This window comes from Flavobacterium tructae (assembly GCF_001853485.1).
Taxonomy (GTDB): domain Bacteria; phylum Bacteroidota; class Bacteroidia; order Flavobacteriales; family Flavobacteriaceae; genus Flavobacterium; species Flavobacterium tructae.
In genome coordinates this window covers 248,208-274,181 of record NZ_MIKE01000022.1, presented here as the reverse complement: position 1 = coordinate 274,181, position 25,974 = coordinate 248,208, and the positions used below count along the sequence as shown (strand labels likewise).

Below are 25,974 nucleotides of genomic sequence, written 5' to 3'. Positions count from 1 at the left end.
GAAGCTGTTTTGTCTTTATATTTGTTAGAAAGGTTAACTAACTTATTGCTGACAGTATATGAAAAATAAAATTGTTTGTTTTTTAGCGCTTTTTATTACTTTGTTTTCTTCTGTGACTTTTGCTCAGAAAGACAGTTCTCAAACATCGAAAACGACTGTTAAAGAAGTAAAAACAAAGGGATATCCCGTAAAACCGTTTAAAGACACACTTTTTTATGTGTACCATAAAGTAGGTTCTTTTTCGCCCGAAAACAGAGCAAATGCAATTACAGAAAAGATCAGAAAATTATACGAGGATTCATTCTTTATAGCTGATTCGATTTCGGTTGTACCTTCAGATATTTCCCAGGACATTGTTTATAAGAATGATTTTGTCATCATGTCTGTTTTAGATGTAGATGCAAAAGCAGAGAATCAAACCGCAGATTTCATCGCAAAGCGAAATTTATACCTGATTAAAAGAGCGATTGTATATCAGAATGACAATTACTCTATGCTTCCAAAAAGATTAGGATATACAGCATTACTGGTTTTAATTATTGGATTTGTTTTGTACTTTGTGGGTAAATTATTCAACAGGGTAAAGCTGTACATTCTAAAAAATAGCGACCGACACTTTAAAGGATTCAAGTATAATAATATCAATATCCTCTCACCTCAAAAGCAGCAATTTTTGCTCATGCGATTGTATAGTGCTATTAAAGTAATTACGCTTATTTTAATAGTATATCTTTCATTACCACTATTATTCAGTATTTTTCCTGCTACCGAAGCGTATACGACTACTTTGCTGCGTTGGATTCTTTCGCCTGCAAAACTTGCAGTAATGGGATTTGTGGGGTTTCTGCCAAGTTTAGTCACTATAGTGGTTATCATTGTTATTTTTAAATATTCCATAAGAGTGATCAAATTCTTTTTTGATGAGATAAAAAAAGAGAATATTAAAATTGATGGTTTTTATAGCGATTGGGCAATGCCCACTTTTAATATCATTCGTTTTCTGATGCTTGCTTTCATGCTGGTGGTTATATTTCCGTATTTGCCAGGATCGGATTCTCCAATATTTAAAGGTGTTTCGGTATTTGTTGGGGTTTTATTTTCTTTAGGTTCTTCTAATGCGATTGCTAATATGGTGGCGGGTTTGGTGATTACCTATATGCGTCCGTTTAAGATTGGTGATTTTATAAAAATTGGCGATGTTAGCGGAGAGGTGATTGAAAAAACGGCTTTAGTTACTCGTGTCAGAACACCTAAATTTGAGGATATCACGATTCCTAATGCGACTGTTTTATCAAGTACTTCAACCAATTATTCAGCGAATACAAAACATGCTAATAATGGTTTATTGATTCATACTACCGTTACGATTGGGTATGATGTTCCTTATAAAGATATTTATAAAGCATTGATTGAAGCTGCTCTAAAAACGGAAATGATCGAGCAGACACCATCTCCTTTCGTTCTGCAAACGAGTCTGGATGACTTTTATGTTTCCTATCAGATCAATGTTTACACCAAAGAGCCAACGAAACAACCCAGAATTTATTCGTCTTTGCATCAAAACATTCAGGATTCGTTTAATGCTGCCGGAATAGAAATCATGTCTCCTCATTACGGAGCACTTCGTGATGGTAATGCCACTACAATTCCTGCGAATTATCTGAATAATGACTATCAGGCACCTCCTTTTAATGTTAAGAATAAAGAGTAAAGTGTTGAAGTTCTGCACGTAATCTTAAAATTTTAACAGTCTTTTGTTTTGTGGTTTATTTTATAAAAATTAACTTTAGCTAAGAATATGGCAATACTTTTTGTTTTAGGATAAAAATATCTTATGAAAAGCAGACAATAAAAGTACATGTTATAGTGTTTATTTAAATTAGAATGTTTTTAGAATTTTAAATTGTGAAGTAATTGTAGTAGTATTTGGATTAATTTTTAAGGAATTATTATGAAGAACGGCCAACTCAGTCAGGAACAAAGCTTGCAAGTATTTTCTAATATGATATCAAATAAAGTGCAAAATGGATTTACGCTGGAGGAAAGGAACGATGAATTGCTTTTTGCGGTTTTGAGTAAAGGAGGAAAAGTAGTAAACCACAGTTTAAATTTTATGATTTTTTGCCTTACGCTGGGATTGTGGTCGTTTGCATGGCTTTATCTGACCATAGAAGCCACAAAGCAAAAGAAAATATTAGTTGCCATTGATGAAGACGGCTTTCCTTTTGAAGAAAAATGTTTAGTGGCATAGCAGCTTAAAAATGAAGAAAAAAAATCCAAATTTCAATTATAGTATTGAGATTTGGATTTTTTATTGAAATTTTTGCTAAGGTTAAAGTTTGTCTTTCAGGTACACTCCGGTAACCGACTCTTTTACTTTTACAATATCTTCGGGAGTTCCTGCAGCTAGTAGATGACCGCCATTTTCACCACCTTCCGGCCCCAGATCAATAATCCAGTCAGCACATTTTATAAGATCAAGATTATGTTCGATGACAATTATAGAATGACCTTTTTCAATTAAGGCATCAAAGGAAGTCATTAATTTTTTAATGTCGTGAAAATGCAAGCCGGTTGTTGGCTCATCAAAAACAAATAAGGCTTTGTCTTTCGTAGCTCCTTTGACTAAAAAGGAAGCCAGCTTAATACGCTGTGCTTCACCACCGGAAAGAGTAGAAGAGGATTGTCCTAACTGTACATATCCTAACCCTACATCCTGCAAGGGCTGTAGCTTTTGAGTAATTTTGGATTGTTTGTTTTTATCAAAAAAAGCAATTGCATCATCGATAGTCATGGTCAGAATATCGTTGATGTTTTTTTCATCGAAATTAATTTCTAAGATCTCTTTTTTGAAACGTTTTCCTCCACAGGTTTCACACGGTAGCGAAACATCGGCCATAAAGACCATCTCGACGTTTATAGCGCCTTCTCCTTTGCAAGTTTCACAACGGCCGCCATCGACGTTAAAAGAGAAGTGTTTGGCCTGATATCCTCTAACTTTAGAGAGTTTTTCTTTAGCATACAAGTCCCGAATATCATCGTAGGCTTTGATATAAGTGACCGGATTGGATCTGGAACTTCTTCCAATTGGGTTCTGATCGACATATTCGATATGTTTGATTTGTGAAAATGAACCTTTTAGTTCACTAAACTGACCTGCTTTTTCAGCAGCACTGTCCAGTTTTTTCTGCATGGCAGGGAACAATATCTTTTTAATCAATGTACTTTTTCCACTTCCGGAAACTCCGGTAATGACGGTTAAAACGTCTAAAGGAAAAGTAACATTGATATTCTTTAAGTTGTTCTCTCTTGCTCCTACAATATCAATATGGTTTTTGAATTTACGTCTTCTTTTCGGAACAGAAATTTCTAAATCACCGTTCAGGTATTGGGCGGTTAGTGAATCTGATTTCAGGATTTCTTTATACGTACCCTGAGCGACCAGTTTTCCGCCAAATGTACCCGCTTCGGGACCAATATCAATAATCATATCGGCGGCTTTCATAATATCTTCGTCGTGCTCAACTACGATTACTGTATTACCAAGATCACGAAGTGACAATAGAACTTTAATTAATCTTTCAGAATCTTTTGGGTGCAGACCAATACTAGGTTCATCCAGAATGTACATCGATCCAACTAAGCTGCTTCCCAAAGAAGTAGCGAGATTGATGCGTTGTGACTCACCGCCCGAAAGTGTTGCCGAATTTCGATTTAAAGTCAGATAATCTAAACCAACTTCAGTTAAAAAAGACAAACGATTGTTGATTTCGACCATTAATCGTTTTGCAATTTGCTGTTCGTAAACATTCAGATCGATGTTTTTGAAAAAAGTAACTAAATGTTTGATGGGCAAATCGACTAAATCTGAGACCGTTTTGCCGTTTATTTTTACATAAGATGCTTCTTCGCGCAAGCGTTTGCCACGACAGGCATGACATTTTGTTTTTCCACGGTAACGGGATAACATTACACGGTTCTGGATTTTATAGTTTTTCTCTTCAAGTTCTTTGAAAAAATCATTTAGACCTTGAAAATATTGGTTTCCTTTCCAGATTAAATCTTTCTGTTCTTCTGAAAGTTCGAAAAAAGGTTTGTGAATAGGAAAATCAAATTTATAAGCGTGTTTTACCAGTTCGTCTTTGTACCAGCTCATACTTTCCCCTCTCCAGGGGTAAATGGCGCTTTCGAAAACGGACAGAGAAGTATTTGGAATCACTAAATCAGCATCGATACCAATAATATTTCCGTAGCCTTCACAAACCGGGCAGGCTCCGTAGGGGTTGTTGAAACTGAATAAATGAACGTTAGGCTCTAAAAAAGTAATTCCGTCAAGCTCAAAATTATTCGAGTAAGAGAATTTTTTATCGGAGTTCAGTTCTTGTAAATAGCAAATGCCTTTTCCTTCAAAAAAAGCGGTCTGTACTGCATCGGCCAGACGATTGTAGAATTCCTCTTCTTCCTTAACCACAATTCGGTCGATAATCAATAGAATGTCTTTATTGTCTAATTGATGAAGATCTGTTGGTGAAAAATCATCCAGACGAACCATCTCGTTATGAACCAAAATACGTGCAAAACCTTGTTGAAGCAGTACTTTCAGTTTGTCTTCCAGCTGTCTGCCTTCTTCAAGATGAATAGGGGCTAGGAGGAGCCATTTACTGTCTAATTCTAACGTTTTTACATCTGTAATTACATCGGTAACGGTATTTTTTTTGACTTCCTGGCCTGAAATCGGAGAATAGGTACGACCAATTCGGGCATAAAGCAATTTCATATAATCGTAAATCTCCGTTGAAGTCCCCACAGTAGAACGCGCATTGGTAGTGTTGACCTTTTGCTCAATAGCAATGGCAGGTGCAATACCTTTAATGTATTCTACTTTTGGCTTGTCCAGACGTCCCAAAAACTGACGCGCATACGAAGATAAGCTTTCAACATAACGACGTTGTCCTTCGGCATACAAGGTATCGAATGCAAGACTCGACTTACCTGATCCTGAAAGGCCTGTAATAACAACTAATTTATTTCGGGGTATCGCTACATCTACATTTTTTAAATTATGTACCTGTGCGCCTTTAATGATAATATTATGTTTTGGGTCGAGTGTCGAAAGATCAATTTGCATAAAAAAAGTCAATTTCTACAAAAGTAATCAATTTTGATTTCAATTTTGTTAATCAGATTGTTCCAAATTCTAACAGAATTGTGATTTAGTGATTGGATAGATTAAGAGTTAAAAGCGATCAGATCAGTGTGAGAAAAATAATGAATATAATTGGAGAAAAAATAGCGGATCAAATTCTTATTCTAAATTAAAAAACAGACAAATCGTTTTAAGGTTGCACAAATGCTCGCTTTTCTGTTTTTTAATTGTGCTTTTTCATGTTAAAAGAGTGTCGAATTGGGTTTGGCTTGATCTGAAAGGAGACAAAAATGAAATGTGTCCTGCAATAATTAACAATTTATTGTTAATTATTCGTCTTTTTGTTTGCTTTTTAAAATATTAATTTGTTAAATTTGATCAAAATATTAACACTAGTCCATAACTCAAAAGCCACGCCTATAAAATAAAACTACTTTTTATAAAATTACTCCAAATTTTAAATAGAAACTAAAAAAGTAGTATTATGGCTGATGTGCATATTCCTGACGCTCTATTGGTAAAAAATTATGTTGAAGGCAACGAAAATGCCCTTGCAACATTAATTAAAAGGCACGAGTCTAAGATATATGGATTTATATATTCAAAGATTGCGGATAGAGATATTTCAAATGATATTTTTCAAGACACTTTCATTAAGGTAATCAAAACCTTAAAAAGTAATTCCTATAATGAAGAAGGTAAATTTCTGCCTTGGGTGATGCGTATTTCCCATAATCTGATTGTGGATCACTTTCGGAAAACCAAAAAAATGCCAATGTATAGAGAGACAGAAGAGTTTTCGATATTCTCTGTCATGTCTGATGATTCTTTGACTATTGAGAATAAAATGATTTTTGATCAGGTCGAGGTTGATTTAAAAAGAATCATAGAAGAGTTGCCTGAAGATCAGAAAGAGGTATTGGTGATGCGTATGTATCAGGATATGAGTTTTAAGGAAATTTCAGAGCTTACAGATGTGAGTATCAATACAGCATTAGGAAGAATGCGATATGCTTTGATGAATTTGAGAAAAATAATTGATAAACATCAAATTATTTTAACCAACTAATACTAATTAAGGTATTGCTTCGTTATACTAGTATAAAACGTTTTGATGGTATGGCGAAAATTTACTCTAAAAAAGCATTAGCTTCTAAAGATTTAAAACCCAAAAAAGAAGTTATTTCTTTTTTACTTAGTTATTCACAAGCCTTGAAAGTTGTGAAAATTGAAGATAAGAGTTTTGAAATTATAGCTAATTAAACAGCCCACTACATTTGTCGGATGTTTGTTTCGAAAGAAAAACCAGATGGTCGTTCTGGTTGAAAGCTCACTATTTGCATGTAAAGGCAGGTAGTGAGTTTTTTTTTGCTTCAGTTGGTCCGCGGCAAGGAATTGGAAGAATTCTTTTGTGTTTAAGATCAGTAATTTTTTACAAAACCTAACTTGTAGTAAGAGTCAGATATTCAGGTTGGAAAGCTTTGTATTTTGGCTAGTGTCTTCTGATTGATGTAAAAAGAAGTCTTCAGATTTTGGATAGGCAATTTGTTAAATTTCTATGTTTTGTTTGATTTTCATTTATTTATTTTATATTTAGCTTTATTATAGTTAAAAAGCGGATTTTTATTCAATAAATTTGCTCTATATAGATGATTTGTGTATTAAAAACCTTTCAATATATAGAAAAGTTTATTTAAGAGGATTCTTTTATAAGTCTAACCAAAAACCAAAAAATTGATGAAGAAAAACTACCCACACTTTGTTTCGTTTGTTGTTTCTCCTGGTATTTTGTAAAGAATAGCAAGAATGATGAGTTCTTGTCAGGTATTTAAACGGATGTTGTATTAATCTTTACTGCTTTCGTTTGGATGTTCTTGATAGTGCCTCATTTTGGATTACCCTAAAATCTTTTAAACAACTAAACCAAACCGAAAATGAAAAAGAACCTAAAAATAGTATCATTATTCCTGATGATAAGTATTGGAGCGTTTGCTCAAAAAGAAGAATTAAAAGTGGCACAATCTTATTATGCTAAAGGGAAAAACCAGGAAGCATTAGCCGTTTTAAAAAAAATAGAATATCAGATATTAAATGCACCGGACGAGGTAAAGACGGATTATTTTTTTACAAAAGGTAATGTTTATAAGGATCTTGCAACTAAAAATGTCGATGCTGCAAGTAATTTTGCATTGGCATCAGCAGCTTATCAGGATGTATTATTGTATGAAAATGAATCCCGAAATTATAAGTATGCTTTTAAAGCGAGTTCTGCTTTGAAAGAAATGAAGTCAAAATTGGTCGATGGTGCGTACAATGATTATAAAATTGGAAAATTTAAAGAAAGTGCCGATAAGAGTTATGAAGTGTATTTGTTTGATAAAAAAGACACCCTAAACTTGTTCAATGCGGCCTCTTCTTCGTTAGCAGGTAAGGATTACAACGCTGCCATAAAATATTTTGAGGAGCTAAAAAAAATAAACTATTCCGGAAAAGGGATGGTTTTTTATGCTACAAATAAAAAAACAAAGCAAGAAGAAGTATTTATTTCGATGAGTGCAAGAGAATCTAGTATTAATGAAGGTTTATATGAAAAACCAAGAAATTTTAATCCGCCTTCTAAGAAAGAAGAGATTCTGGTTTCTTTAGGCTTTTCTTACCTGGAGAGAAATGATTTTCGAAATGCGGAGAAATACTATGAAGATGGATTAAAAGTGAATCAGGATTGCCTTACCTGTTGCTTAAATCTGGCTTATGTTAAAGTGCAGTTTAGAAAAGAAATTCAGGATCAGATGTCATCATTGGGTACCAGTGCTAATGAAATGAAACAATTTGATAAATTGGATGCTCAGAAGGACGAGGTGGTAAAAAGTGCTATTCCGTATCTTAAAAAAGCACTTGTGATTGAGCCTAAAAATGAAAATGCTGTAAAATCACTCTTAGGTATTTACAGATCGTTGAATATGACAAAAGAATACAATGCTCTTAAAGGAAGCATGTAAAAATAAAAAAGAAGCTGCTAAACTTTCTTTTTAGCAGCTTCTTCTAATATCGATTTTTTACCAACAGTTCTGGTGATAATATCTTTTTCTAAATCCCATCCTCTTGCCGGGGAATATTCACGTCCGTACCAGATAATCTGTAGGTGCAGGTCATTCCATAATTCTTTAGGAAATAATCTTTTAGCATCTTTTTCCGTTTGCACTACATTTTTTCCGTTCGAAAGATTCCATCGGTACATTAATCGGTGAATGTGAGTGTCAACCGGAAAGGCAGGAACACCAAAAGCCTGTGACATTACGACACTTGCTGTTTTATGTCCAACTGCCGGCAAAGCTTCCAAAGCTTCAAAATCTTGAGGGACTTCACCATTGTGTTTGTCGATCAGAATATGTGATAATCCATGAATTCCTTTAGATTTCATTGGGGATAAACCGCAAGGACGAATAATTTCTTTAATTTCGTCAACCGACATTTTAATCATGTCATAAGGATTATCTGCTTTTGCGAAAAGTATAGGAGTAATTTGGTTTACACGAACGTCAGTGCATTGTGCCGAAAGTAAAACTGCAATTAATAACGTGTAGGGATCTTTGTGGTCTAATGGTACAGGTATAGTAGGGTAGAGTTCTTTTAACGTATTTATAACAAATGTTACTCGAGCTTCTTTATTCATTTCCGTAAATTTAATCCCGTAAAAATAGTATTATTTTAATTGTGAATTGTAAAATGTACATTGTAAAATGTTATAGGTGAATGGTTGATTATGGGGAATGAATTATTTTTAAGTTGCAATCTAATTAATCGAATAATCTAAGAAGTCTAACAATCTAATAATCTAAATAAATGGTAACATTACAAAAAGGCGATAAGGCACCAAATTTCTCAGGAGTAGATCAGGATGGGAAGGCGCATAAACTGGCAGATTATGCCGGAAAGAAATTGGTCGTTTTCTTTTATCCAAAGGCAAGTACTCCGGGATGTACAGCTGAGGCTTGTGATTTAAGGGATAATTTTGAGCGTTTTAAAGCGAATAATTACGAACTTCTGGGTGTTAGTGCTGACAGCCAGAAAGCACAGTTAAAATTTAAAGATAAGTACGAGTTTCCTTTTCCGTTATTGGCAGACGAAGATAAATCTGTAATTAATGCGTTTGGGGTTTGGGGGCCTAAGAAGTTTATGGGAAAAGAGTATGACGGAATCCACAGAACGACTTTTGTTATAGATGAAAACGGAATTATCGACGAGGTAATCGAAAAAGTAAAAACGAAAGAACATGCTGCACAGATTTTGAAGTAAGTTTTTTTGTTTTAGGTTTAAAGTTTCAAGTTTCAAGTTTGAGTTTGAAATCTTAGTTTAGAATTCTTTACCGCAAAGCACGTTAAGTCTTTATACGCAAAGTTCGCAAAGCTTCATATTGAATAAACTTTGCGAACTTTGTTTTTTTATTTTATACGCAACACATATGTTATTTTTAGCGTGCTTTGCGGTCAAATTTTGTTCGGACCAAAACCTGAAACAAAGAAAACTTGAAACAAAAAAAAAGTCCCAATAAAGGGACTTTTTTTTATTATGTATTTTGCTCCAGTTCTTTCTGCGGATGGTATCCGAAAAGATGGTGTTCTTTTATGATTTCGGCAATACCGGTTGGAAGCATGTGTTCCCATCCCGTTTTTCCCTGATTGATCATTTTTAGTACCTCACGAGAGAAAACTTCTAAGTTATGCGGATCATAATCTGCGATATCAATTACTTTTCCGTTGAATTTAAAGAATTTGTACAATTCTTTCATTCTTGGATGTACTTTTAAGTTGTTTGAGTTCATTAAAACGCCATTTTCGTCTAACATCGGATACAAGAAAACTTTCATGTCTCTGTAGAATAGTTTTCCAAAAGCTTCTAATATTCCACCGCTTAAATGACGGTAATATTTCTCATCAAAAATATCGACTAAATTGTTTACACCCATTGCCAATCCCATACGGGCTTTGGTATAATTGGCAAAATATTCTACTACCTTATAATATTCCTGGAAATTTGAAATCATTACAGTCTGACCCAAAGAGCAAAGTAATTCTGCTCTGTCCATAAAGTCACGCTCGTCAATTTCACCATCAGAACGTAAGTTAGAAAGTGTAATTTCGAAAATAACCAGTGTATTGTCTTTTTCTACTTTGTTTTCTTCCAAAAACATTTTAAGTGACTTTTCATACATGTCCATGTTTACTTTTGTAACCGGACGGAAACTTCCTCTTAAAGCAAGAAGATTTTTTTTGTATAAAATAGCTGCCGGTAATATGTTTTTTCCTTCCGGATTGAACATTACGGCGTCAGTCATTCCGTTTTTAACCAACTGTAAACTCATCAAACGATTATCAACATGAGCAAAACGAGGCCCTGAGAAGTTGATGGTGTCGATTTCGAGTTGGTCTTTGTCTAAGTGATCGTATAAATAACGAAGTAATCGTTTTGGATCGTTGTATTTGTAAAAAGCACCATAAATTAGGTTAACTCCTAAGATTCCAAGTGTTTCCTGTTGTAGTCTGGCATCAGTTTCTTTAAAACGAATGTGTAGAATAATTTCGTTGTATGCTTCATCCGGTTCAATTTGATAGCGGATTCCTACCCAGCCATGACCTTTAAATTGTTTAGCGAAATCTATGGTAGCAACAGTGTTGGCATAACTAAAGAAAAGCTTTGTTGGATGTTTTTCTCTGCTTAATCGTTCTTCGATGATTTGCCCTTCATGGGTAAGCATTTTTTTTAACCGCTCCTCAGTTACATAACGTCCATCGCTTTCAGCTCCATAAACGGCATCACTAAAATCTTTGTCATAGGCAGACATTGCTTTTGCAATTGTTCCCGATGAACCTCCGGATCTGAAAAAATGCCTTACCGTTTCTTGTCCGGCGCCTATTTCAGCAAATGTCCCGTAAATATTCTCGTTTAAATTAATGCGTAGTGCTTTGTCTTTTATAGAAGGAATCTGTTCGATGACCCTGTCACCTTTGAGTTTTATTTCTGTACCCATTTTATTTTAAATAGATTTGTTACAAAGTTAGTAAATTAGCCTTCTAATGAAAGAGAAATAATCCTATTTTTGTAAAAAAATTAAGTTCAATTGAAGGTATATTTTTTAGGTACTGGTACTTCTCAAGGCATTCCGATAATCGGAGTGGATCATCCTGTTTGTAAAAGCACTGATGCTAAGGATAAAAGACTTCGTGTTTCTATTTGGATTACATGGGACGATCATTCGTATGTGATCGATTGTGGTCCTGATTTCAGACAACAGATGCTTTCCTGTGGCTGCCGAAAGCTCGATGCTATTTTATTTACACACGAACATGCTGATCATACGGCCGGTTTAGATGATATTCGCCCTTATAATTTCAGACAGGGCGAGATTCCTGTGTACGCGCATCAGCGTGTAATCGACAATTTAAAACGTCGTTTTGATTATGTTTTTGAAACCGTAAACAAGTACCCGGGTGCACCCAGCGTTAAAACGATTGAGGTAGTGAATGACGTGCCTTTTGCCATTGGCGATAAAACAGCGATTCCAATTAATGTCATGCACGGTGACTTGCAGGTTTTTGGATATCGTATTGATGATTTTGCTTATTTGACGGATGTGAAAACGGTTGATGCAGCGGAGGTTGAAAAACTTAAAAATCTGAAGGTGCTGGTTGTAAATGCTTTACGTGTAGAACCACACGATACACACTTTAATTTACAGGAAGCATTGGATTTTATCGATTTAGTGAAACCAGAAGTCGCTTATTTAACGCATATTAGTCACGTTTTAGGCTTTCATGAAGAAGTGCAAAAACAATTGCCCGAAAATGTTTTTCTGGCTTATGATAATTTAGAAATTACAATTTAATTATATTACAAAAATGAAAAAATCCTTAATGCTTTACCTTTTTATCCTTGCGATACTAATGAATGTTTTTACCTACATGTTTTACAGCAGCGAAGTAAAATTTGAGCAGGACAGATATGTGAAAACAACCAAAAAGCTGAGAGACAGTATCAATTTAGTGTCAACAAAATTGGCGGAAGCAGATTATTTTTCTTTAGAGCATAATGAAAATGCACAGAATTATTTTGACAATAGTGCAACCGGAGGAAAAGTTATTTTATATGAAAAACTAATTCCGCTAGTAACAGAGAAACTATTGGACCTAAATGCAAATCCAAACGGGAATCCTTATACCGGACAAGACAAAATTGGTCCGAACAAATTTATCATCAATAAGGTAAAAATTTTAAATCACAGATGGATTATTGCAGATTACAGCAATGGTGAAATGTGGGGAGAAGTGTTGTTGAAGTACTTTGTTAATGATGACGAAAGTATTACTTTTGAAGTAAACCAAACCTGGCTGTATCAAAAGTAAGAAGCTTTTTTCTTATTTCTAAACCGGTTTAACTAAATATTCGACTTATGAAAAAGGTGTTTTTGCTTGCTATTATTGCGGGACTTTCATTTTCTTGCGGGAAGAAAGTCGCTGAAGAGAATAAAAATTCTGAAAAGAAAGAAGAAGTTAAACCAGCTGTTGTTGGAGGAGATTCAGATGCTCATGGATGTAAACCTTCTGCGGGTTACACCTGGTCGGCCCTTAAAAAAGAATGTGTTCGTCTTTTTGAAGTCGGTACAAAATTAGTTCATGCCGAAGATGGAAAAACATATTCCACTGTAGCTTATGTTATTTTTGACGGAAATAAAGCAGAGCTTTTTCTGGATACTCAAGATGAAGTAATCCTTTTAGAAAGAAAATCGGAAGGAGAGCCTTGGATTAAGGGTGATCTGCAATTAATTCCATGGAAAGGTTATGTTTTGAAGAAAGCCGGGAAAATTATTTATACGGGAGAATAGTTTAGTGTTCAGTCACAGTCTCAGTATTCAGTCTCAGTTTTAAAGTAAGACTGAATACTGAGACTGAAAACTAGACAATCCTTTTGATAAATTCGGTAGTAACCACCTGTGCAAATTCTTCATTTAAACTGGCAAGAGCGGTTTGATGGATAATTTCGGCAGAGAATTCCTCTCCGTTTACACCTTTTTTACCGAAAGTTGCCGTAGCATCAGAAATGAGGTAAACGTTATAGCCAAAGTTTCCCGCCATTCTAGTGGTTGTAGAAACGCAGTGATCTGTTGTTAAGCCAGCAATAACAACAGTTTTGATTTTAGCATCGTCAAGTAATTCCTTTAAATTAGTTTCGATAAAAGCGCTATTGACATTCTTCTTGATGATTGTTTCGTCTTCTTGTGGCTTTACAATATCCTGAAATTCATTTCCCGGATGGGTTTCATTCAGAATAGAGTTTGGATTAGAAGAACAATGCTGTACATGGAAAATGGGGAGCTTTTTGTTTCTCCAGATTTCTAAAAGTTCAGCAGCACTTTGTTCAGCAGCCGGATTATTTCGTTCTCCTCCCCAGTAAGCGATGTCGTCAAATCCTTTCTGAATATCAATTAAAAGTAGTGCCGGGTTATCTAATTTTTTTAAACTCATAAGATTAGTTTTTTAAATTTTGATCATTTTTGAGGATTCAGATTGAATTTCATCTTGAAAGACTACTTTTTGTTAGCTAATTGCTAATGTTACAGTGTTATTTCAAATGTAACTTTAGCTTTTAAGGCTGTGAAAACTTTAATTAACGTTTCTATCGTTACATTTCCAGTGTTATTTTCTAATTTTGAAATTTGTGCTTTTTGGACCCCAATGAGCTTGCCCAGATCTTCCTGAGTCAGATTGCGTTCTTTTCGGGTTTGTCTGATAGCATTGGCAATTAAGTCAAGTTGCAAGTCATATTCGAACTTGTCTCTGTTTGGTGTGCCTATTTTTCCAACTAATTCATCTGTTACTACTTCTAATGTATATGTTTTCATTACTGTATAAATTAGATTAATCTTTCTCTTTAAAATAATTCAATTGTATCTTTTTTGCTTTTAGTATTTCTTTGGAAGCAACTTTACTTTGTTTTTTTACAAATCCATGTGTTGCTATTACTAAGGTGCTTTTTATATTGGTTTTGTCCCAAAAAGCGAGCAATCGATATTGATTTCCTTGATAGAGTGTTCGGAGTTCCCAAATATCATCTGTTAGTTTTTTAAAAAGCTCCGGATCGTTTTTGATTTGTGCTTTATGTATATTGTAAATAATCTTTTCAGAATGTTTTGGTTCCATGTTTTTCAAAAATAAATAAGCTTCTTCAAGAAACTGAACTTCAAAAAGTTTTTCCATTTCATTTTCCCATTTACAAAAATAAGCAAAAGTTTCCATGTAAGGAAACTTTTGCTTATTTTTTGTTTTTGATGATTTAAATTATAAAGTCTAGACTCTAAAAATACAAATGTTTTTTTACAAATTGATTTTTTTTGTAAGAATTATATTGTTTTTTTTAATAGAAAAAGATTTAAGATTCGGTGCTGTAATTGAAAAGTTAATTATATTGCCAGCCAATTCTTAAAATCAAAGAAATTTTGCGGAGCAACACCATGTCCAACCGGATATTCTTTGTAGGTGACTGGAATATTCAAATGTTCTAAAATTGCAGGCGTTTTTCTGGCCCATTCGATTGGGATTACCTGATCGACAGTTCCATGTGAGGCAAAGAATTTTAGGTTTTTAAAGTCATTTTTATCATAATCGTCTTTGATGATATCTTCATTAAAATAACCACTCATCGCCACTACACGCTGTACTTTTTCGGGATATGAAAGTGCAACGGAATAACTCAAAATGGATCCCTGGCTGAAACCAACCAAAGTTACGTTATTAGGATCAATAGGGTAGTTAGTCGTTAATTCATCAATAAAGCCGGCAATTACATCACGGGAGGTTTTTGCTTGTTCATTGTCAGAAAATTTATTCTGATCTGCATCAAAGTTAATCGCATACCAGGCGTAAGCGCCATATTGTAAATCATAAGGTGCCCTGGCTGAAATAATGTAATAGTGATCAGGAAGTTCGGTTGCAAATGAGAACAAATCGGCTTCGTTGCTGCCGTATCCGTGTAATAAAATTAAAACAGGATTTTTGTCTAAGATAACTTTTGGTTCTTGTATTTTATATTCTAGAGATAGATTCATTTTTAATTGTAAGATGTGAGTTGTAAAATGTAAGTTGTATTAAGATAAAACTTGTCGGGCTTCGACTTCGCTCAGCCTGACAAGCTTTATCCTTGTACAGTTTGATAAAAGAAGCGATTAAAATCTTAAAACCATTGTTGTTGGAATTTGGAATTTAAAATTTGGATTTTTTCTAATTGTAATTTAAAATTTACCCTATTTTTTGGAACCATTTTTGGAAAAGCTCTCCCACTAATGGAATTGGTTTTGTTTGTCCCTGAATGGCAGTAAAAATCCCGTAAGTCCATAAAATCGAAATACAAATCCACATTGGGAAAGTAATAAAGAAGCTGTCAAAATTGCTGATGATGGCTCCGAATGAAATAAAGGTCAGGGAAAGTCCTAATGCCTGACGAATGTGAAATGAAGCAAAGCTGTTTTTGTCTTCAGAGTTCATCGACATTGCAATTAGTACCCCAATAATCAAAATATAACTGGTGATAGCGATTGGTTTTCCCTTTTCAATTGAATTGTTCATTGTGATTATTTAGAGGTAACAAGTTGATTTTGATTGAATATTCCGTACACAGCTCCTTTGATTTCTGCTCCTAAAAAAGCAGAGTTTTTAGATTTGGATAGAATGTTTTCTTTTGTGAAAGTTGATTTTCCTTCCGGAGTAAAGAAAGTGAAGTTGGCTTTTGAACCTTCGGCTATGACACTGTTTTCAATTCCGAAAACCGTTTTGCCCAACGTTAATTTTTCAATTACAGTTTCTAAAGGCAGCACCGTTAATAAAGCACCAAAAGCACTTTCCAGACCAATTGTTCCATTTTTAGCGGTGTCGAATTCCATTTTTTTGAATTCAATATCAATTGGATTATGATCGGAAGTAATCATATCGATAGTCCCGTCTAAAACTGCGTTTAAAAGAGCTTTTCTGTCTGTTTCGCTTCGTAGTGGTGGAGTTACTTTAAAACGGGTGTCAAATTCTTCCAATTTTTCATCGGTTAGTACCAGATGATGTACAGCGACACTGCAAGTAACTTGCAAGTCTTTTGCTTTTGCTTCCTGAATTAATGCGACAGTTTTTGCAGTAGAGACGGTTGGGATGTGTAATTTTCCACCGGTATATTCTAATAGAAATAAGTTTCTGGCAACTTGAAGTTCTTCTGCTAAAGCAGGAATTCCTTTAAGTCCTAATCTTGTTGAAACGATTCCTTCATTAGCAACACCATTTCCTTTTAAATTAGGGTCTTGTGCATAAGTAATCACTAAACCATCAAAATCCTGTACATATTGTAAAGCAATTTTAAGTACATTGGCATTGTCGATACTTTTGTTGTAGTCTCCAAAAGCAGCAGCTCCGGCATTTTTCATATCGTAAAGCTCAGCCATATCCTTTCCTTCGCTGGCTTTAGTTAAAGCTCCAATTGGGAAAAGTTCAGTAGCAAAACCGTTTGCCTTATTTTTTACAAAATTCACCTGTGATTGATTGTCAATAACAGGGAAGGAGTTGGGTTGAAGAGCAACGGCTGTAAAACCGCTTTTTGCAGCAACATTCAAGCCGTTGGCGATCGTTTCTCTGTCTTCATAACCCGGCTCTCCAAAAGAAACGCTGCTGTCAAACCAACCTTGAGAAAGATGTAAGTGATCAAATTTTACCTCTTTTGCATTATCAATTTCAGGAAGTGAAGTTCCTATTTTTTCAATTAAACCATCTGCAATTAAAAGATCAACGGTCTGATTGTGAAACGGACTCTCTGAATCGATTATTTTGGCGCTTCGGATGATTATTTTCATATGTAGAGAAATTTATTTATTATTTTACAGATTCTCGTTTGTCATTTCGACGTAAGGAGAAATCGCATTTCAATATTCTGTGCAGTGCATTCTCAGCAAGTGTGATTTCTCCTTACGTCGAAATGACAAAGATGCTAAAAGAACTACTTTACAAATTTTATTATTGCCATTTCTAATGCTAAAAATAACAGTGCAAAGATAACAAACCATTTCCAAATTTGGCTGTCTGTTCGCTCCGTTTGTAAGGTGTTAAAAATGGTCGAAATCGTATCTGCTGTTTTAAAATCAGAAACCACATTGGTGTTTACCTGACTCAGGTCACTTTCGCTTCTTTTGTAATTAAAACTTAGATTTTCGACCCATTCTTTTCGGTCAAAAACACTATAATTTCCAGCTGTTTCTGGGAAATCATTAAAGGTGAGTTTAACTTTGTTGTTTAATATTTGCTGAATAGGAATAAAGGAATCATCATTTCCTTTTACTTCCAAAATGGCATCTTTAGTTAATAATACATCGACAAAATAAGGCTGATTACTGCCTATTATCAAAGCGTTAACTCCGGTTTTTTGATTGTTCTGCCCCATTTTGTAGAATAAAGGAACAATCAAAGGAGATTGCTGAAAGTTTGAATTTGTTGCATTAATAGGTGCCGTAAAGACCGTAATTCCCGAAACCGGATTTTGAATGGCTGTTACAAATACGCTTTGGTCTTCGTAGGATAAAACGGCTGGGTACGGACTTGAAATGCCAAAAGAACTGTTTGTTTTTGGGTATTGAAAGTTCGTGATTTTGTTCTCAAACACACCAGAGAATAGGGGATGATCAAAATTGATTTTGGTGATTAATTTCGCTTTGTTTTCAAGAGTAGTAAACTGAATTTTTCCGAAATTACCCAAGAAAGAATTCAGATTAGAAATAACTGTTTTTTCGGATGGAATCACTACTAAATTACCACCTTTAGCGACAAATGCTTTTAAGGTAGTTTGTAAGGCCTGAGGAACTTCTGTCAGTTCGTTTAGAATAATGGTATTTTGTTTGTCTAAGCTATTGTAATCTAAACTGCTGATCGAATAGTTGTTGTAGTTGAATTCTGCCGATGTATAAATTCGGGATAAGAAATTACTTTTTTCGGGTTCACCAATACTGATGATGTTTGTTTTCTTTGTTTTCAGGATGCTGAAATAAAGCTTATTGTCGTATGCCAATCCATTGTCTTCAATAACAACGTAACCATGAAAAGCTTCTTTCGGAATGGTAAAGTCTATTTTCTTTTTCTTTGCATCAAAATGGATAATGGTTTTGGCAATCAGTTTATTTTGATTGTACAAGGCCATCGAAACAGGTTTGAAATCTTCTCCGTAAGCTGATAGATTAACGCTTATCTCGTAGAAATTCTCCAGCGTCTGATTGATAAAAACACTGTCAATGGCAATATTATTTTTCTGTTCCGCTTCCGGAATAATAAAATAAGGTTTCTCTTCGGTGTCAAGGTTTTTTATGTCCTTCCCGGTAAGACCTACCGCATCGGTAATAATTACAATATCTTTTTTGTGAGCAGATTTATGCGCTTTGATCTTTGCTATTATTGACGGGAGTTCAAGAGGTGTGGCGCTGTATTTTAGGTTTTGCAGTGCACTTTTTGATGATTTGATATCGGTATTCCAATAGTTTTCAGTGTTAGTCAACAGTGAAAAAGAGGCAGTTTCGGGCGTGTTTTCAAGAAGTTCCTGCACGGCACGTTTTAGCAGTTCTCCTTTTTTTCCTTTCGCCTGCATACTAAACGAATTATCAAGAACGATGTACATTTCATTGGCAGCATTTTTACTGTCTTTGGCCTCAAAAAAAGGTTGAGCAAAAGCCAGAATAATACAAGTCAATAGCAGTAAGCGGGTGGCTAATAACAATCGCTTTTTGATTTTTGAGCTCTTTCGGGTTTGAACAGAGATCTCTTTCAGGAAGCGGACATTAGTGAAAAAAGAGGTTTTAAAACGTCGTAATTGAAATAAGTGAACCAAAATTGGAACAATTAACAAGAACAGAAAGTATAGAATTTCGGGATGTTTAAAATGCATTCGGGCTTCGATTTACTTCACTACGTTTTATTTTTCGCGAAGACACTGGTCAAAAATACAAATTTTTACTCAAACCTTATCAGTTATAGAGCAGATTATGAGCAAACGCCGTTGGCTATTCTTTTTAATGAATTTAGATCGTTTTTTGTTGTAGAAACTGTTTGCATCGTCTGAAAAATCTAACTTTTGTAATCCCATTTGTAACAAAAAAATGGGTTCGGAAAAGATATTATTCGTTATTTTAGCGTATCTAAAACAATTCAAGGATTATGAAAAGATTATATATACTGCTTTTTTCTGCTTTGTCCTGTGCAGGTTTACAGGCTCAGAACAAATTTAATTTACTGGTAGGAACTTATACGAATACTTGTCAGAGTAACGGAATTTACGTTTATGATTTTAATGCCGATTCCGGTGATTTTAAATTGAAAAGTTCCTCCGAAAATGTAGTAAGCCCGAGTTATTTATCGGTTTCAGCAGACAATAAGTTTGTGTATGCCGTAAACGAAAACGGGACTCACAGTGCTGTTAGTGCTTTTGGTTATGACGCAGGATCTGGAAAATTAAGTTTTCTAAATAAAAATGATGCGTTGGGTGCCGATCCCTGTCATTTGATTAATGATGATAAAAATGTGCTTGTCGCGAATTATTCGGGTGGAAATATTGCTGTTTTTAAGAAAAATGCCGATGGAAGTATTTCTGAAGCACAGCAGTTAGTTCAGCATGAAGGGAAAGGAATTAATGCGGCGCGTCAGGAAAAAGCGCACGTACATATGGTGGCTTATTCCCCTGATAAAAAGTTTGTTTTGTCTAATGACTTAGGTCTGGATAAAGTTTTTGTGTATAAATACAATCCGAATTCTAAAAATGAAATTTTAACACTGAAGGGAGCTGTAGATGTAAAACCGGGAAGCGGACCAAGGCATTTGACGTTTAGTAAAGACGGTAAATTTGTGTATTTGGTTCAGGAATTAGACGGTACTCTGACGACTTTTAGTTTTGACCCAAACGGAAATTTGAAAGTAATTGGAGAGACCAGCATTTTGCCAAAAGGATTTAAAGGAGGAACCGGAGCGGCAGCCATCAAAATTTCACCTGACGGAGCATTTTTATACGTTTCAGATCGTGTCGATGCGAATGCTGTTTCCGTTTATAAGATTCAGAAAAATGGAGGGATTGAATTGGTAGAGCAGGTGAGTACACTGGGAAAAGGCCCAAGAGATTTTGCGATTGATCCTACGGGTAATTTTCTTTTAGTAGGACATCAATATACGAATGATATTATTATTTTTAAAAGAGATAAAACGACCGGGAAATTAACCGATACAGGCAAGAGAATCGGGTTGTGCTCTCCAGTGGGGTTGGTTTTTACGAGAATATAGTTTATTGAGGTACTAAGTTGCTAAGGTTCTAAGCTGCTAAGATTGTGGCTGTGGAAAAGTGACAAAGCTCAAAAAAATATAGAATTACCTAATTCTATATTTTTTTGAGCTTTTGTTTTTTGTAACTTAGAACCTCAGCAACTTAGAAGCTTAGTATCTAAAAAAATCTATTTATCCTTATCCTTCCTTTTCTTATCTCTCGTTTTTAACATGTTTCGATTGACAGATCCGTGGGTTTTCTTTTTGGTTTTAGACGGACCACCAAGATTGACTTTTTTGTTCTTTTTCGATTTTTCGTGAAACGCACCGTCACCCTCAAGTTTTGGTTTTTTCATTAAGAACTTAATAGGCTGCTTGTCTTTTTCAGGTTCGATTAATTTGGTTGAAATTTCAACTTCTTCAGGGAAATCGGCAATTTCCAGTTCCTGATTCATTAATACTTCAACTTCAATTTTGAATTCTTCTTCACGTGGTGTGATAAAACTAATAGCTGTTCCGGTAGCATCTGCACGACCTGTACGACCAATTCTGTGCATGTACAATTCAGGGAATTCAGGGAGTTCAAAGTTAATAACGTGGGAGATGTTCGAGATGTCTAAACCTCTGGCCATAATATCGGTGGTGATTAATCCGCGAAGATTACCTTCCTGAAATTCTGCCATAGTACTCAAACGGTAATTTTGAGATTTATTAGAGTGAATTACTCCAAACTGACCTTCAAAATCCTCTTCGATTCGGGTATGAAGCATATCCGAAATCTTTTTATTGTTCACGAAAACCAAAACACGTTCCATGCTTTCATTGGTTTCCAGTAAATGTTTCAGCAAATTTACTTTGGTATTGAAATTCGGAACATTATAAGTAATCTGTGTAATTTTTTCCAAAGGTGTTCCTGAAGCGGCAAGTGTTACCTCTTCCGGAAAGTCAAAAAAGTCATTCAGTACAGCATCAACTTCATCGGTCATGGTTGCTGAGAACAGAATGTTTTGACGTTTGGTTTTCATCATCGCCAAAAGAGCAGTCAATTGCGTACGGAAACCTAAATTTAGCATTTCATCAAACTCATCAATAACTAATTTCTGAGTTTCATCAAAACGTACTACGGCATCCAACGCTAAATCCATTGTTCTACCTGGTGTTCCAACTAAAATGTCTACACCTTCATACACCGCTTTTTTCTGTGTATTGATGTTTACTCCACCAAAAATCCCCAGTGTTTTAACCGACATGTATTTGGTTAATTTCTCTACTTCTTCTACTACCTGAACGACTAATTCACGGGTTGGAACCAGAATTACAATTTTAGGCGTATTGGTATTGGTGAATTTGTATAATTTTAGAAGGGGTAATAAGTAAGCAAATGTTTTACCGGTACCGGTTTGTGCAATTCCCATCATGTCACGGCCAGACATAATCACTGAAAAAGATTTTTCCTGAATTGGGGTAGGAGTAACAAAACCTAGTTCGTCGATGGCTTTTTGTACTGATTTTGGGAGATTGAATTTTTCGAAAGTGCTCATTTGCATTAAATTTTGTGCAAATATAGCTATAAATAGCTGAAAATCGATGTTTCTTAGAAATTACGACAGTTTGTAGGCTTCGAATTTCTTAAAAATGCAGTTTAAAAAGCTATAAAAATCGTTTTATTCGCAGTAAAAGTTCATTTGGATTAAATGGTTTAGCAATAAAATCGTCTACACCCAATTCAAAAGCTTCTTCAACAGTGTTTTCTTCTTCCCCTAGTGAAGAAAGTGCAATAACACGAATATCCTTGTAATTTTGCTTGATTTCATTGATGATTTCCAGACCGGATTTAAGAGGTACGGTAATCGTGGTAATCACCAAGTCCGGCATAATAACCGGAAGCCGCTCCATGGCATTGATACCATCTTTCGCAATACTTACTTTGAAGCCTTCTTTTTTCAGAATGAATTTTAGAATCTCAACAGTCATATCATCATTATCGATGATCATAATTTTTTTATCGGTAGTATCCATTTTGACTATTTATTTTTTATACAACTCTATTTCGTCCAGCATTATCATTGCTTTTTTGTTTTTTCGCTTTCTCCATATGGGCAATTCCTTCCGGTTTTCTGCTACGATTTTGATCTTGGTAAAACTACTGAATATTTGATTTTCGACTTCCCATGATTGTGTTGTAATTTCGTAGTCTTCTGTTAAAATGTTGCAAATTTGCTCTTTAATAAGCTCCCATTTCTGATTCTTAAAACCATAGATTTTTATATTTTTTGGTGTAAAAATCCAATGTCTCTGATCGCTTAGGAAATTTAATTTTAAGATGTTGAAATCAAGATTTTTAGTTTCGATTTCAATTTCAGGATTCGTATCATACCATCCAATCCAGTTGATATTGAAGTTTTTATAACCCCTGTTTCCATCCACTAAACCATAATTTCCTTTGCCTTTAAACTCATCAGATGGAGGTGTTAAAAAGGTAACTTTCAGATCCTCACCTAAATGAGTAGTGGTGTTTTTGCAAATTTCAATCCATTCTTTATAATAATTATCAGGAGAAATTCCGTCTTCACTCAATTCATAAACTCCAAATTGATTGCAGGATTGCGAGAATTTTAAAACTCTTTCGGTTAAGCCTGCTTTAACTTCTTTTTCGCCTTTGTTATTTACGACAAACATTCCGTGTTGGTTTTTTCCATAAAATTTGGCCTGTTCAAAATAAACAAATTCTAAAGCCAGTCGTAATTTATGAACGCGTGCGCTTAAAATGGAATCATTTTCGACGGCATTATTGGCCTGTTCCAGAAAATGATCGTATTGATCCATAGCTTCAGGGGTCAAGAACGTATTTCGTGCCTGAACAGGACCAGAATAAATATCTAAATAAGCTTTACTTTTACTTTGATTGGCTTCTATAAGGTCAAGGTATTTTGCAACAAAGGGAGCTGCTTTTCCATAAAAACCTCTGAGGAAATCAGCAGTAACAGCTTTAATGTCAATATCAGTATTCCACATTAATTTTGCCAGCAGATATTGTCGTAATTCCGAAAGATCGCCCGGAACATCAGCATATCCCTGTACAAATAGTCCTTTTACTTTGTTTTTTTGAAAGAGCTTATAGTTGCTTTGAAAAGATTCAAAATTAGGAAAGGGGGACATGAAATTAGAGAATTGTACGGTGTAATCCCATAAAAATAACTGGGGTGAAGTCATACTCCAGTTTTCAAGGTTTTTGACAAATGATGGGTTATTCTGATTGGTAGTAGGTTTGCCGCGATCCAGTTCAATAGGGCATAGGATCGTATAAACGTTTGGAGCTATTTTCAGATTTACAGGCGGTTTGAAGGTGTGAAGATAGGCAAGGGTAGTAATTTTAATTTTAGGAAAACGAGCCGCAATTTTATTTAAAAAATAATAAAACGAACCTTGCGGACCGCCGTATTTAGTGTTCATGGCTTTGCATTGTGTACATTCGCAATACACGACGTCATCATTCTGGCTTACCGAATAGAATTGCGCATGGGTTGTTTCTGTGATAATTTCAGTCATTTTTTCCTCTACCAGACTCACAACGGTGTCATTGGTCATACACAAAGATTCTGTATTTCGTTCCCCTTCGTACAAAGCAAAAAGTTTAGGATTACTTTTAAAATATTCTTTTGGCGGAACAAGCATGCTAAAAGAATGTCCCCAAAGGCTAAAATCGTCAATATGCCAATCGAGTTTGTGCCAGTCTCTGAAATCTTCGTCATAACAATCAGGGTAAAACAAAGCTCTGTAATCAAAAGAGGGCTGATAGGTTTTACTTGTGTTTTTAGAAAAAGTAAACTGAGTTACTTTTGGAATGTAAGTTTCTGTTGCGGTAAATTTTCTAAATTCCCAGATTTCGAGTAAAGAATAAACGGCATAACGCAGGTATTTCTGACTTGGAGCCGTGATATAAATTGATTTTGAATCGCTTTTGATACTGAATTCATTTGCTTTGAGTTTTTTATCATTGGAAATTTCCAGTATGATTTCGGAAGCATCACCCTCTTTTTGACTTTTTGTAGTAATTTCAAATGGTTTCGACACGGATTTCTCCAGATATAATTTTAGTATTCTTGCTGCACCCTGAGTACTTTCGGCGGTAGCAATAATTTTGGTTTTATCGGTTATTATAATTTCAGATTGTGCCATCATCTTAAAACTAAGCAGGGTGAGAATAAGTATTTGCAAATAGTGAAGACGCTTTTTTTTCATACGATTTAAAATTTATATTGCAGTAAAAAAGCGAAATCAAGTTCGTTTTGAAACTTTTTAGGGATGTATTCCTGTTGGTTGTTGGTGATTAATATTCCAAAAATATAATGGGTTTTGATTAACTTGTAAAAGCCGGCACTCAGTCTGTACGAACTTAAAGAAGCTCTGTTTTCATATTCCGCTGCTCTCGTCTGATCGTCCGGCGAAGTCCCGTAACCAGCAATTAGGGTAAGATAATCAAACTTAGTGCCGTAATAGTAGCGGGAGGTAAGGGTAAAGGATGGTGCGTCTTTTTGAATGTAAGATCTTAAATTGACCCAGTATGCCCCGAAGTATTTTCCTAATCCTACATTTAAAGTTTTTAAATTGCTGTTGTCCTGCATTTCGATGTAGCGGAAGCCTAAATCTGCTTCCCAGCCTTTGGCGAAATTGTAGAAATAGGAATACCCTAATCTCCATTCAGGAAAAGCGATATCATTGCTGTAGGCAACATCAATGTAGGAATAGTTGTTTTTCTTTCCCGACAGATAAGATTCGACTTCAAATTGAAGTCCGTTGGCCATGACCTGACTGGAAGATCGTCTTTCGGCATAACTGACTCTTCCAATTAAACTTCCCCAGGTACGTTGATGTGTATAATCGGCACTTGCCAGATGCCACGGACCAACACCGTCACGATCAATTGTGGTGAAGTTGTAATAAACACCCGCCCGATCCATATTAGTTCTGGAGTACAAGGCAAAAAGATGCTGTTCGATGTCGGCGTCATTGGGGTATTTTGCTCTTATCGATTGGAGGTATTTTTCTTCATTTTTAGTGTCATTCTGCAGAGAATAAATGGCAATTCTTTTCAGTCTGAAAGTTTTGTTGTCAGGAAACTGTTCAATTGCTTTATTGGTTAAGACGAGAGCTTCGTCGTAATTTTTTGCCTCTAAATCCATGTTGATCAGATAGAGATAAGCATCCTCATAAGCCGGATTTTTATCAATTACATAGTTATAGTAAAATCGGGCACTGTCTTTTGTCTTTGTCAGGTCATAATTTCGCCCCAATACCAGATAGAAATCCAGGTAATCCGGAGCCAGTTTTTTTCCTAACTGAGCTCTCTGGATATTTGATTTGTAGTCCGGACGGGCATTTTTCATGTCGTGGAGCACAACAGTCAAAAGGCTGTCAGTGTCTATTTTCTTTTGACCTTTTGTGGTTGGGCAAGTCACTAGAAATAAACAAAAAAGCAGTCTTATTAGAGCTATAGTTCTGTTATGTTTCATAATC

The 25,974-nt window shown here is 35.1% G+C and carries 24 protein-coding genes; 10 read left to right on the top strand and 14 right to left on the bottom strand.

Translation table 11 applies throughout. From position 1 onward, the window contains the following. Positions 1 to 58: 58 nt before the first annotated feature. Both BHE19_RS08970 and BHE19_RS08965 read left to right on the top strand, forming a co-directional pair. Entirely contained in the window at positions 59 to 1,711 is a 1,653-nt protein-coding gene (locus BHE19_RS08970) for a mechanosensitive ion channel family protein (RefSeq protein ID WP_070906793.1), read from the top strand. Positions 1,712 to 2,002: 291 nt separating this feature from the next. Beyond that, the gene (locus BHE19_RS08965) at positions 2,003 to 2,251 is read left to right on the top strand and encodes a hypothetical protein (RefSeq protein ID WP_123923492.1); all 249 of its coding nucleotides are present in this window, start codon (positions 2,003 to 2,005) and stop codon (positions 2,249 to 2,251) included. A gap of 81 nt (positions 2,252 to 2,332) precedes the next feature. Here BHE19_RS08965 and uvrA read toward each other — a convergent pair whose 3' ends face one another. Further along, positions 2,333 to 5,128, bottom strand: a complete 2,796-nt coding sequence (gene uvrA / locus BHE19_RS08960) for an excinuclease ABC subunit UvrA (protein ID WP_070906792.1) — start codon at positions 5,126 to 5,128, stop codon at positions 2,333 to 2,335. 502 nt (positions 5,129 to 5,630) lie between these two features. Between uvrA and BHE19_RS08955 the strand changes: the two genes are divergently transcribed. The 3 genes from BHE19_RS08955 (at position 5,631) to BHE19_RS08950 (ending at position 8,145) form a co-directional block, all read left to right on the top strand. Further along, the gene (locus tag BHE19_RS08955) at positions 5,631 to 6,215 is read left to right on the top strand and encodes an RNA polymerase sigma factor (protein WP_017498745.1); all 585 of its coding nucleotides are present in this window, start codon (positions 5,631 to 5,633) and stop codon (positions 6,213 to 6,215) included. A 50-nt stretch (positions 6,216 to 6,265) separates the two neighbouring features. Continuing rightward, positions 6,266 to 6,409 (top strand): hypothetical protein, encoded by a 144-nt coding sequence (locus BHE19_RS22760; protein ID WP_017498746.1) that lies wholly within the window; start codon positions 6,266 to 6,268, stop codon positions 6,407 to 6,409. Between the two features lie 671 nt (positions 6,410 to 7,080). After that, complete coding sequence (locus tag BHE19_RS08950) at positions 7,081 to 8,145, top strand: tetratricopeptide repeat protein (protein WP_017498747.1); 1,065 nt, start codon at positions 7,081 to 7,083, stop codon at positions 8,143 to 8,145. Positions 8,146 to 8,162: 17 nt separating this feature from the next. Here BHE19_RS08950 and BHE19_RS08945 read toward each other — a convergent pair whose 3' ends face one another. After that, a complete protein-coding gene (locus BHE19_RS08945; protein WP_070906791.1) occupies positions 8,163 to 8,819 on the bottom strand; it encodes an endonuclease III domain-containing protein in 657 nt (218 codons plus the stop codon). 170 nt (positions 8,820 to 8,989) lie between these two features. Here BHE19_RS08945 and bcp point away from each other — a divergent pair, with 170 nt between their 5' ends. Further along, positions 8,990 to 9,442, top strand: a complete 453-nt coding sequence (bcp, locus tag BHE19_RS08940; RefSeq protein ID WP_070906789.1) for a thioredoxin-dependent thiol peroxidase — start codon at positions 8,990 to 8,992, stop codon at positions 9,440 to 9,442. A gap of 271 nt (positions 9,443 to 9,713) precedes the next feature. Here bcp and BHE19_RS08935 read toward each other — a convergent pair whose 3' ends face one another. Next, positions 9,714 to 11,174, bottom strand: a complete 1,461-nt coding sequence (locus BHE19_RS08935) for a TonB-dependent receptor (protein ID WP_070906787.1) — start codon at positions 11,172 to 11,174, stop codon at positions 9,714 to 9,716. A gap of 90 nt (positions 11,175 to 11,264) precedes the next feature. Here BHE19_RS08935 and BHE19_RS08930 point away from each other — a divergent pair, with 90 nt between their 5' ends. The 3 genes from BHE19_RS08930 to BHE19_RS08920 are packed head-to-tail and all read left to right on the top strand — an operon-like array spanning position 11,265 to position 13,025. Then, complete coding sequence (locus BHE19_RS08930; protein WP_070906785.1) at positions 11,265 to 12,029, top strand: MBL fold metallo-hydrolase; 765 nt, start codon at positions 11,265 to 11,267, stop codon at positions 12,027 to 12,029. A gap of 13 nt (positions 12,030 to 12,042) precedes the next feature. Continuing rightward, the gene (locus tag BHE19_RS08925) at positions 12,043 to 12,546 is read left to right on the top strand and encodes a hypothetical protein (RefSeq protein WP_035747178.1); all 504 of its coding nucleotides are present in this window, start codon (positions 12,043 to 12,045) and stop codon (positions 12,544 to 12,546) included. Between the two features lie 47 nt (positions 12,547 to 12,593). Continuing rightward, positions 12,594 to 13,025 carry a hypothetical protein gene (locus BHE19_RS08920; RefSeq protein ID WP_070906783.1) on the top strand — a complete coding sequence of 144 codons (432 nt, stop codon included), beginning with the start codon at positions 12,594 to 12,596 and terminating at the stop codon, positions 13,023 to 13,025. Between the two features lie 70 nt (positions 13,026 to 13,095). On the opposite strand, the gene BHE19_RS08915 is transcribed toward BHE19_RS08920, so the two are convergent. The 7 genes from BHE19_RS08915 to BHE19_RS08885 form a co-directional block, all read right to left on the bottom strand. After that, on the bottom strand, positions 13,096 to 13,665 hold the full coding sequence (locus BHE19_RS08915; RefSeq protein WP_070906781.1) for a cysteine hydrolase family protein: 570 nt from the start codon (positions 13,663 to 13,665) through the stop codon (positions 13,096 to 13,098). A gap of 89 nt (positions 13,666 to 13,754) precedes the next feature. Next, positions 13,755 to 14,042, bottom strand: coding sequence for a helix-turn-helix domain-containing protein (locus BHE19_RS08910; RefSeq protein ID WP_070906779.1), 288 nt, complete (start codon positions 14,040 to 14,042; stop codon positions 13,755 to 13,757). Positions 14,043 to 14,058: 16 nt separating this feature from the next. After that, entirely contained in the window at positions 14,059 to 14,436 is a 378-nt protein-coding gene (locus tag BHE19_RS08905; RefSeq protein WP_394332173.1) for a type II toxin-antitoxin system RelE/ParE family toxin, read from the bottom strand. A 164-nt stretch (positions 14,437 to 14,600) separates the two neighbouring features. After that, entirely contained in the window at positions 14,601 to 15,245 is a 645-nt protein-coding gene (locus tag BHE19_RS08900; RefSeq protein WP_070906777.1) for an alpha/beta hydrolase, read from the bottom strand. 190 nt (positions 15,246 to 15,435) lie between these two features. Continuing rightward, on the bottom strand, positions 15,436 to 15,762 hold the full coding sequence (locus BHE19_RS08895) for a membrane protein (RefSeq protein ID WP_017498824.1): 327 nt from the start codon (positions 15,760 to 15,762) through the stop codon (positions 15,436 to 15,438). Positions 15,763 to 15,767: 5 nt separating this feature from the next. After that, positions 15,768 to 17,024, bottom strand: coding sequence for a dihydroorotase (locus BHE19_RS08890; protein WP_070906776.1), 1,257 nt, complete (start codon positions 17,022 to 17,024; stop codon positions 15,768 to 15,770). A 143-nt stretch (positions 17,025 to 17,167) separates the two neighbouring features. Then, entirely contained in the window at positions 17,168 to 19,096 is a 1,929-nt protein-coding gene (locus tag BHE19_RS08885) for a BatA domain-containing protein (protein WP_070906774.1), read from the bottom strand. A gap of 269 nt (positions 19,097 to 19,365) precedes the next feature. On the opposite strand from BHE19_RS08885, the gene BHE19_RS08880 reads away from it, so the two are divergent. Next, on the top strand, positions 19,366 to 20,478 hold the full coding sequence (locus tag BHE19_RS08880) for a lactonase family protein (RefSeq protein WP_070906773.1): 1,113 nt from the start codon (positions 19,366 to 19,368) through the stop codon (positions 20,476 to 20,478). Positions 20,479 to 20,645: 167 nt separating this feature from the next. On the opposite strand, the gene BHE19_RS08875 is transcribed toward BHE19_RS08880, so the two are convergent. From BHE19_RS08875 to BHE19_RS08860, 4 genes are all read right to left on the bottom strand, one after another. After that, positions 20,646 to 21,998: a DEAD/DEAH box helicase gene (locus BHE19_RS08875; protein ID WP_017498426.1), complete on the bottom strand. Its 1,353-nt coding sequence runs from the start codon at positions 21,996 to 21,998 to the stop codon at positions 20,646 to 20,648. 109 nt (positions 21,999 to 22,107) lie between these two features. Beyond that, the gene (locus BHE19_RS08870) at positions 22,108 to 22,476 is read right to left on the bottom strand and encodes a response regulator transcription factor (protein ID WP_070906771.1); all 369 of its coding nucleotides are present in this window, start codon (positions 22,474 to 22,476) and stop codon (positions 22,108 to 22,110) included. Positions 22,477 to 22,485: 9 nt separating this feature from the next. Further along, positions 22,486 to 24,699, bottom strand: a complete 2,214-nt coding sequence (locus BHE19_RS08865; RefSeq protein WP_233431366.1) for a DUF4838 domain-containing protein — start codon at positions 24,697 to 24,699, stop codon at positions 22,486 to 22,488. A 5-nt stretch (positions 24,700 to 24,704) separates the two neighbouring features. After that, a complete protein-coding gene (locus BHE19_RS08860) occupies positions 24,705 to 25,970 on the bottom strand; it encodes a YaiO family outer membrane beta-barrel protein (RefSeq protein ID WP_165607917.1) in 1,266 nt (421 codons plus the stop codon). Positions 25,971 to 25,974: the final 4 nt, after the last annotated feature.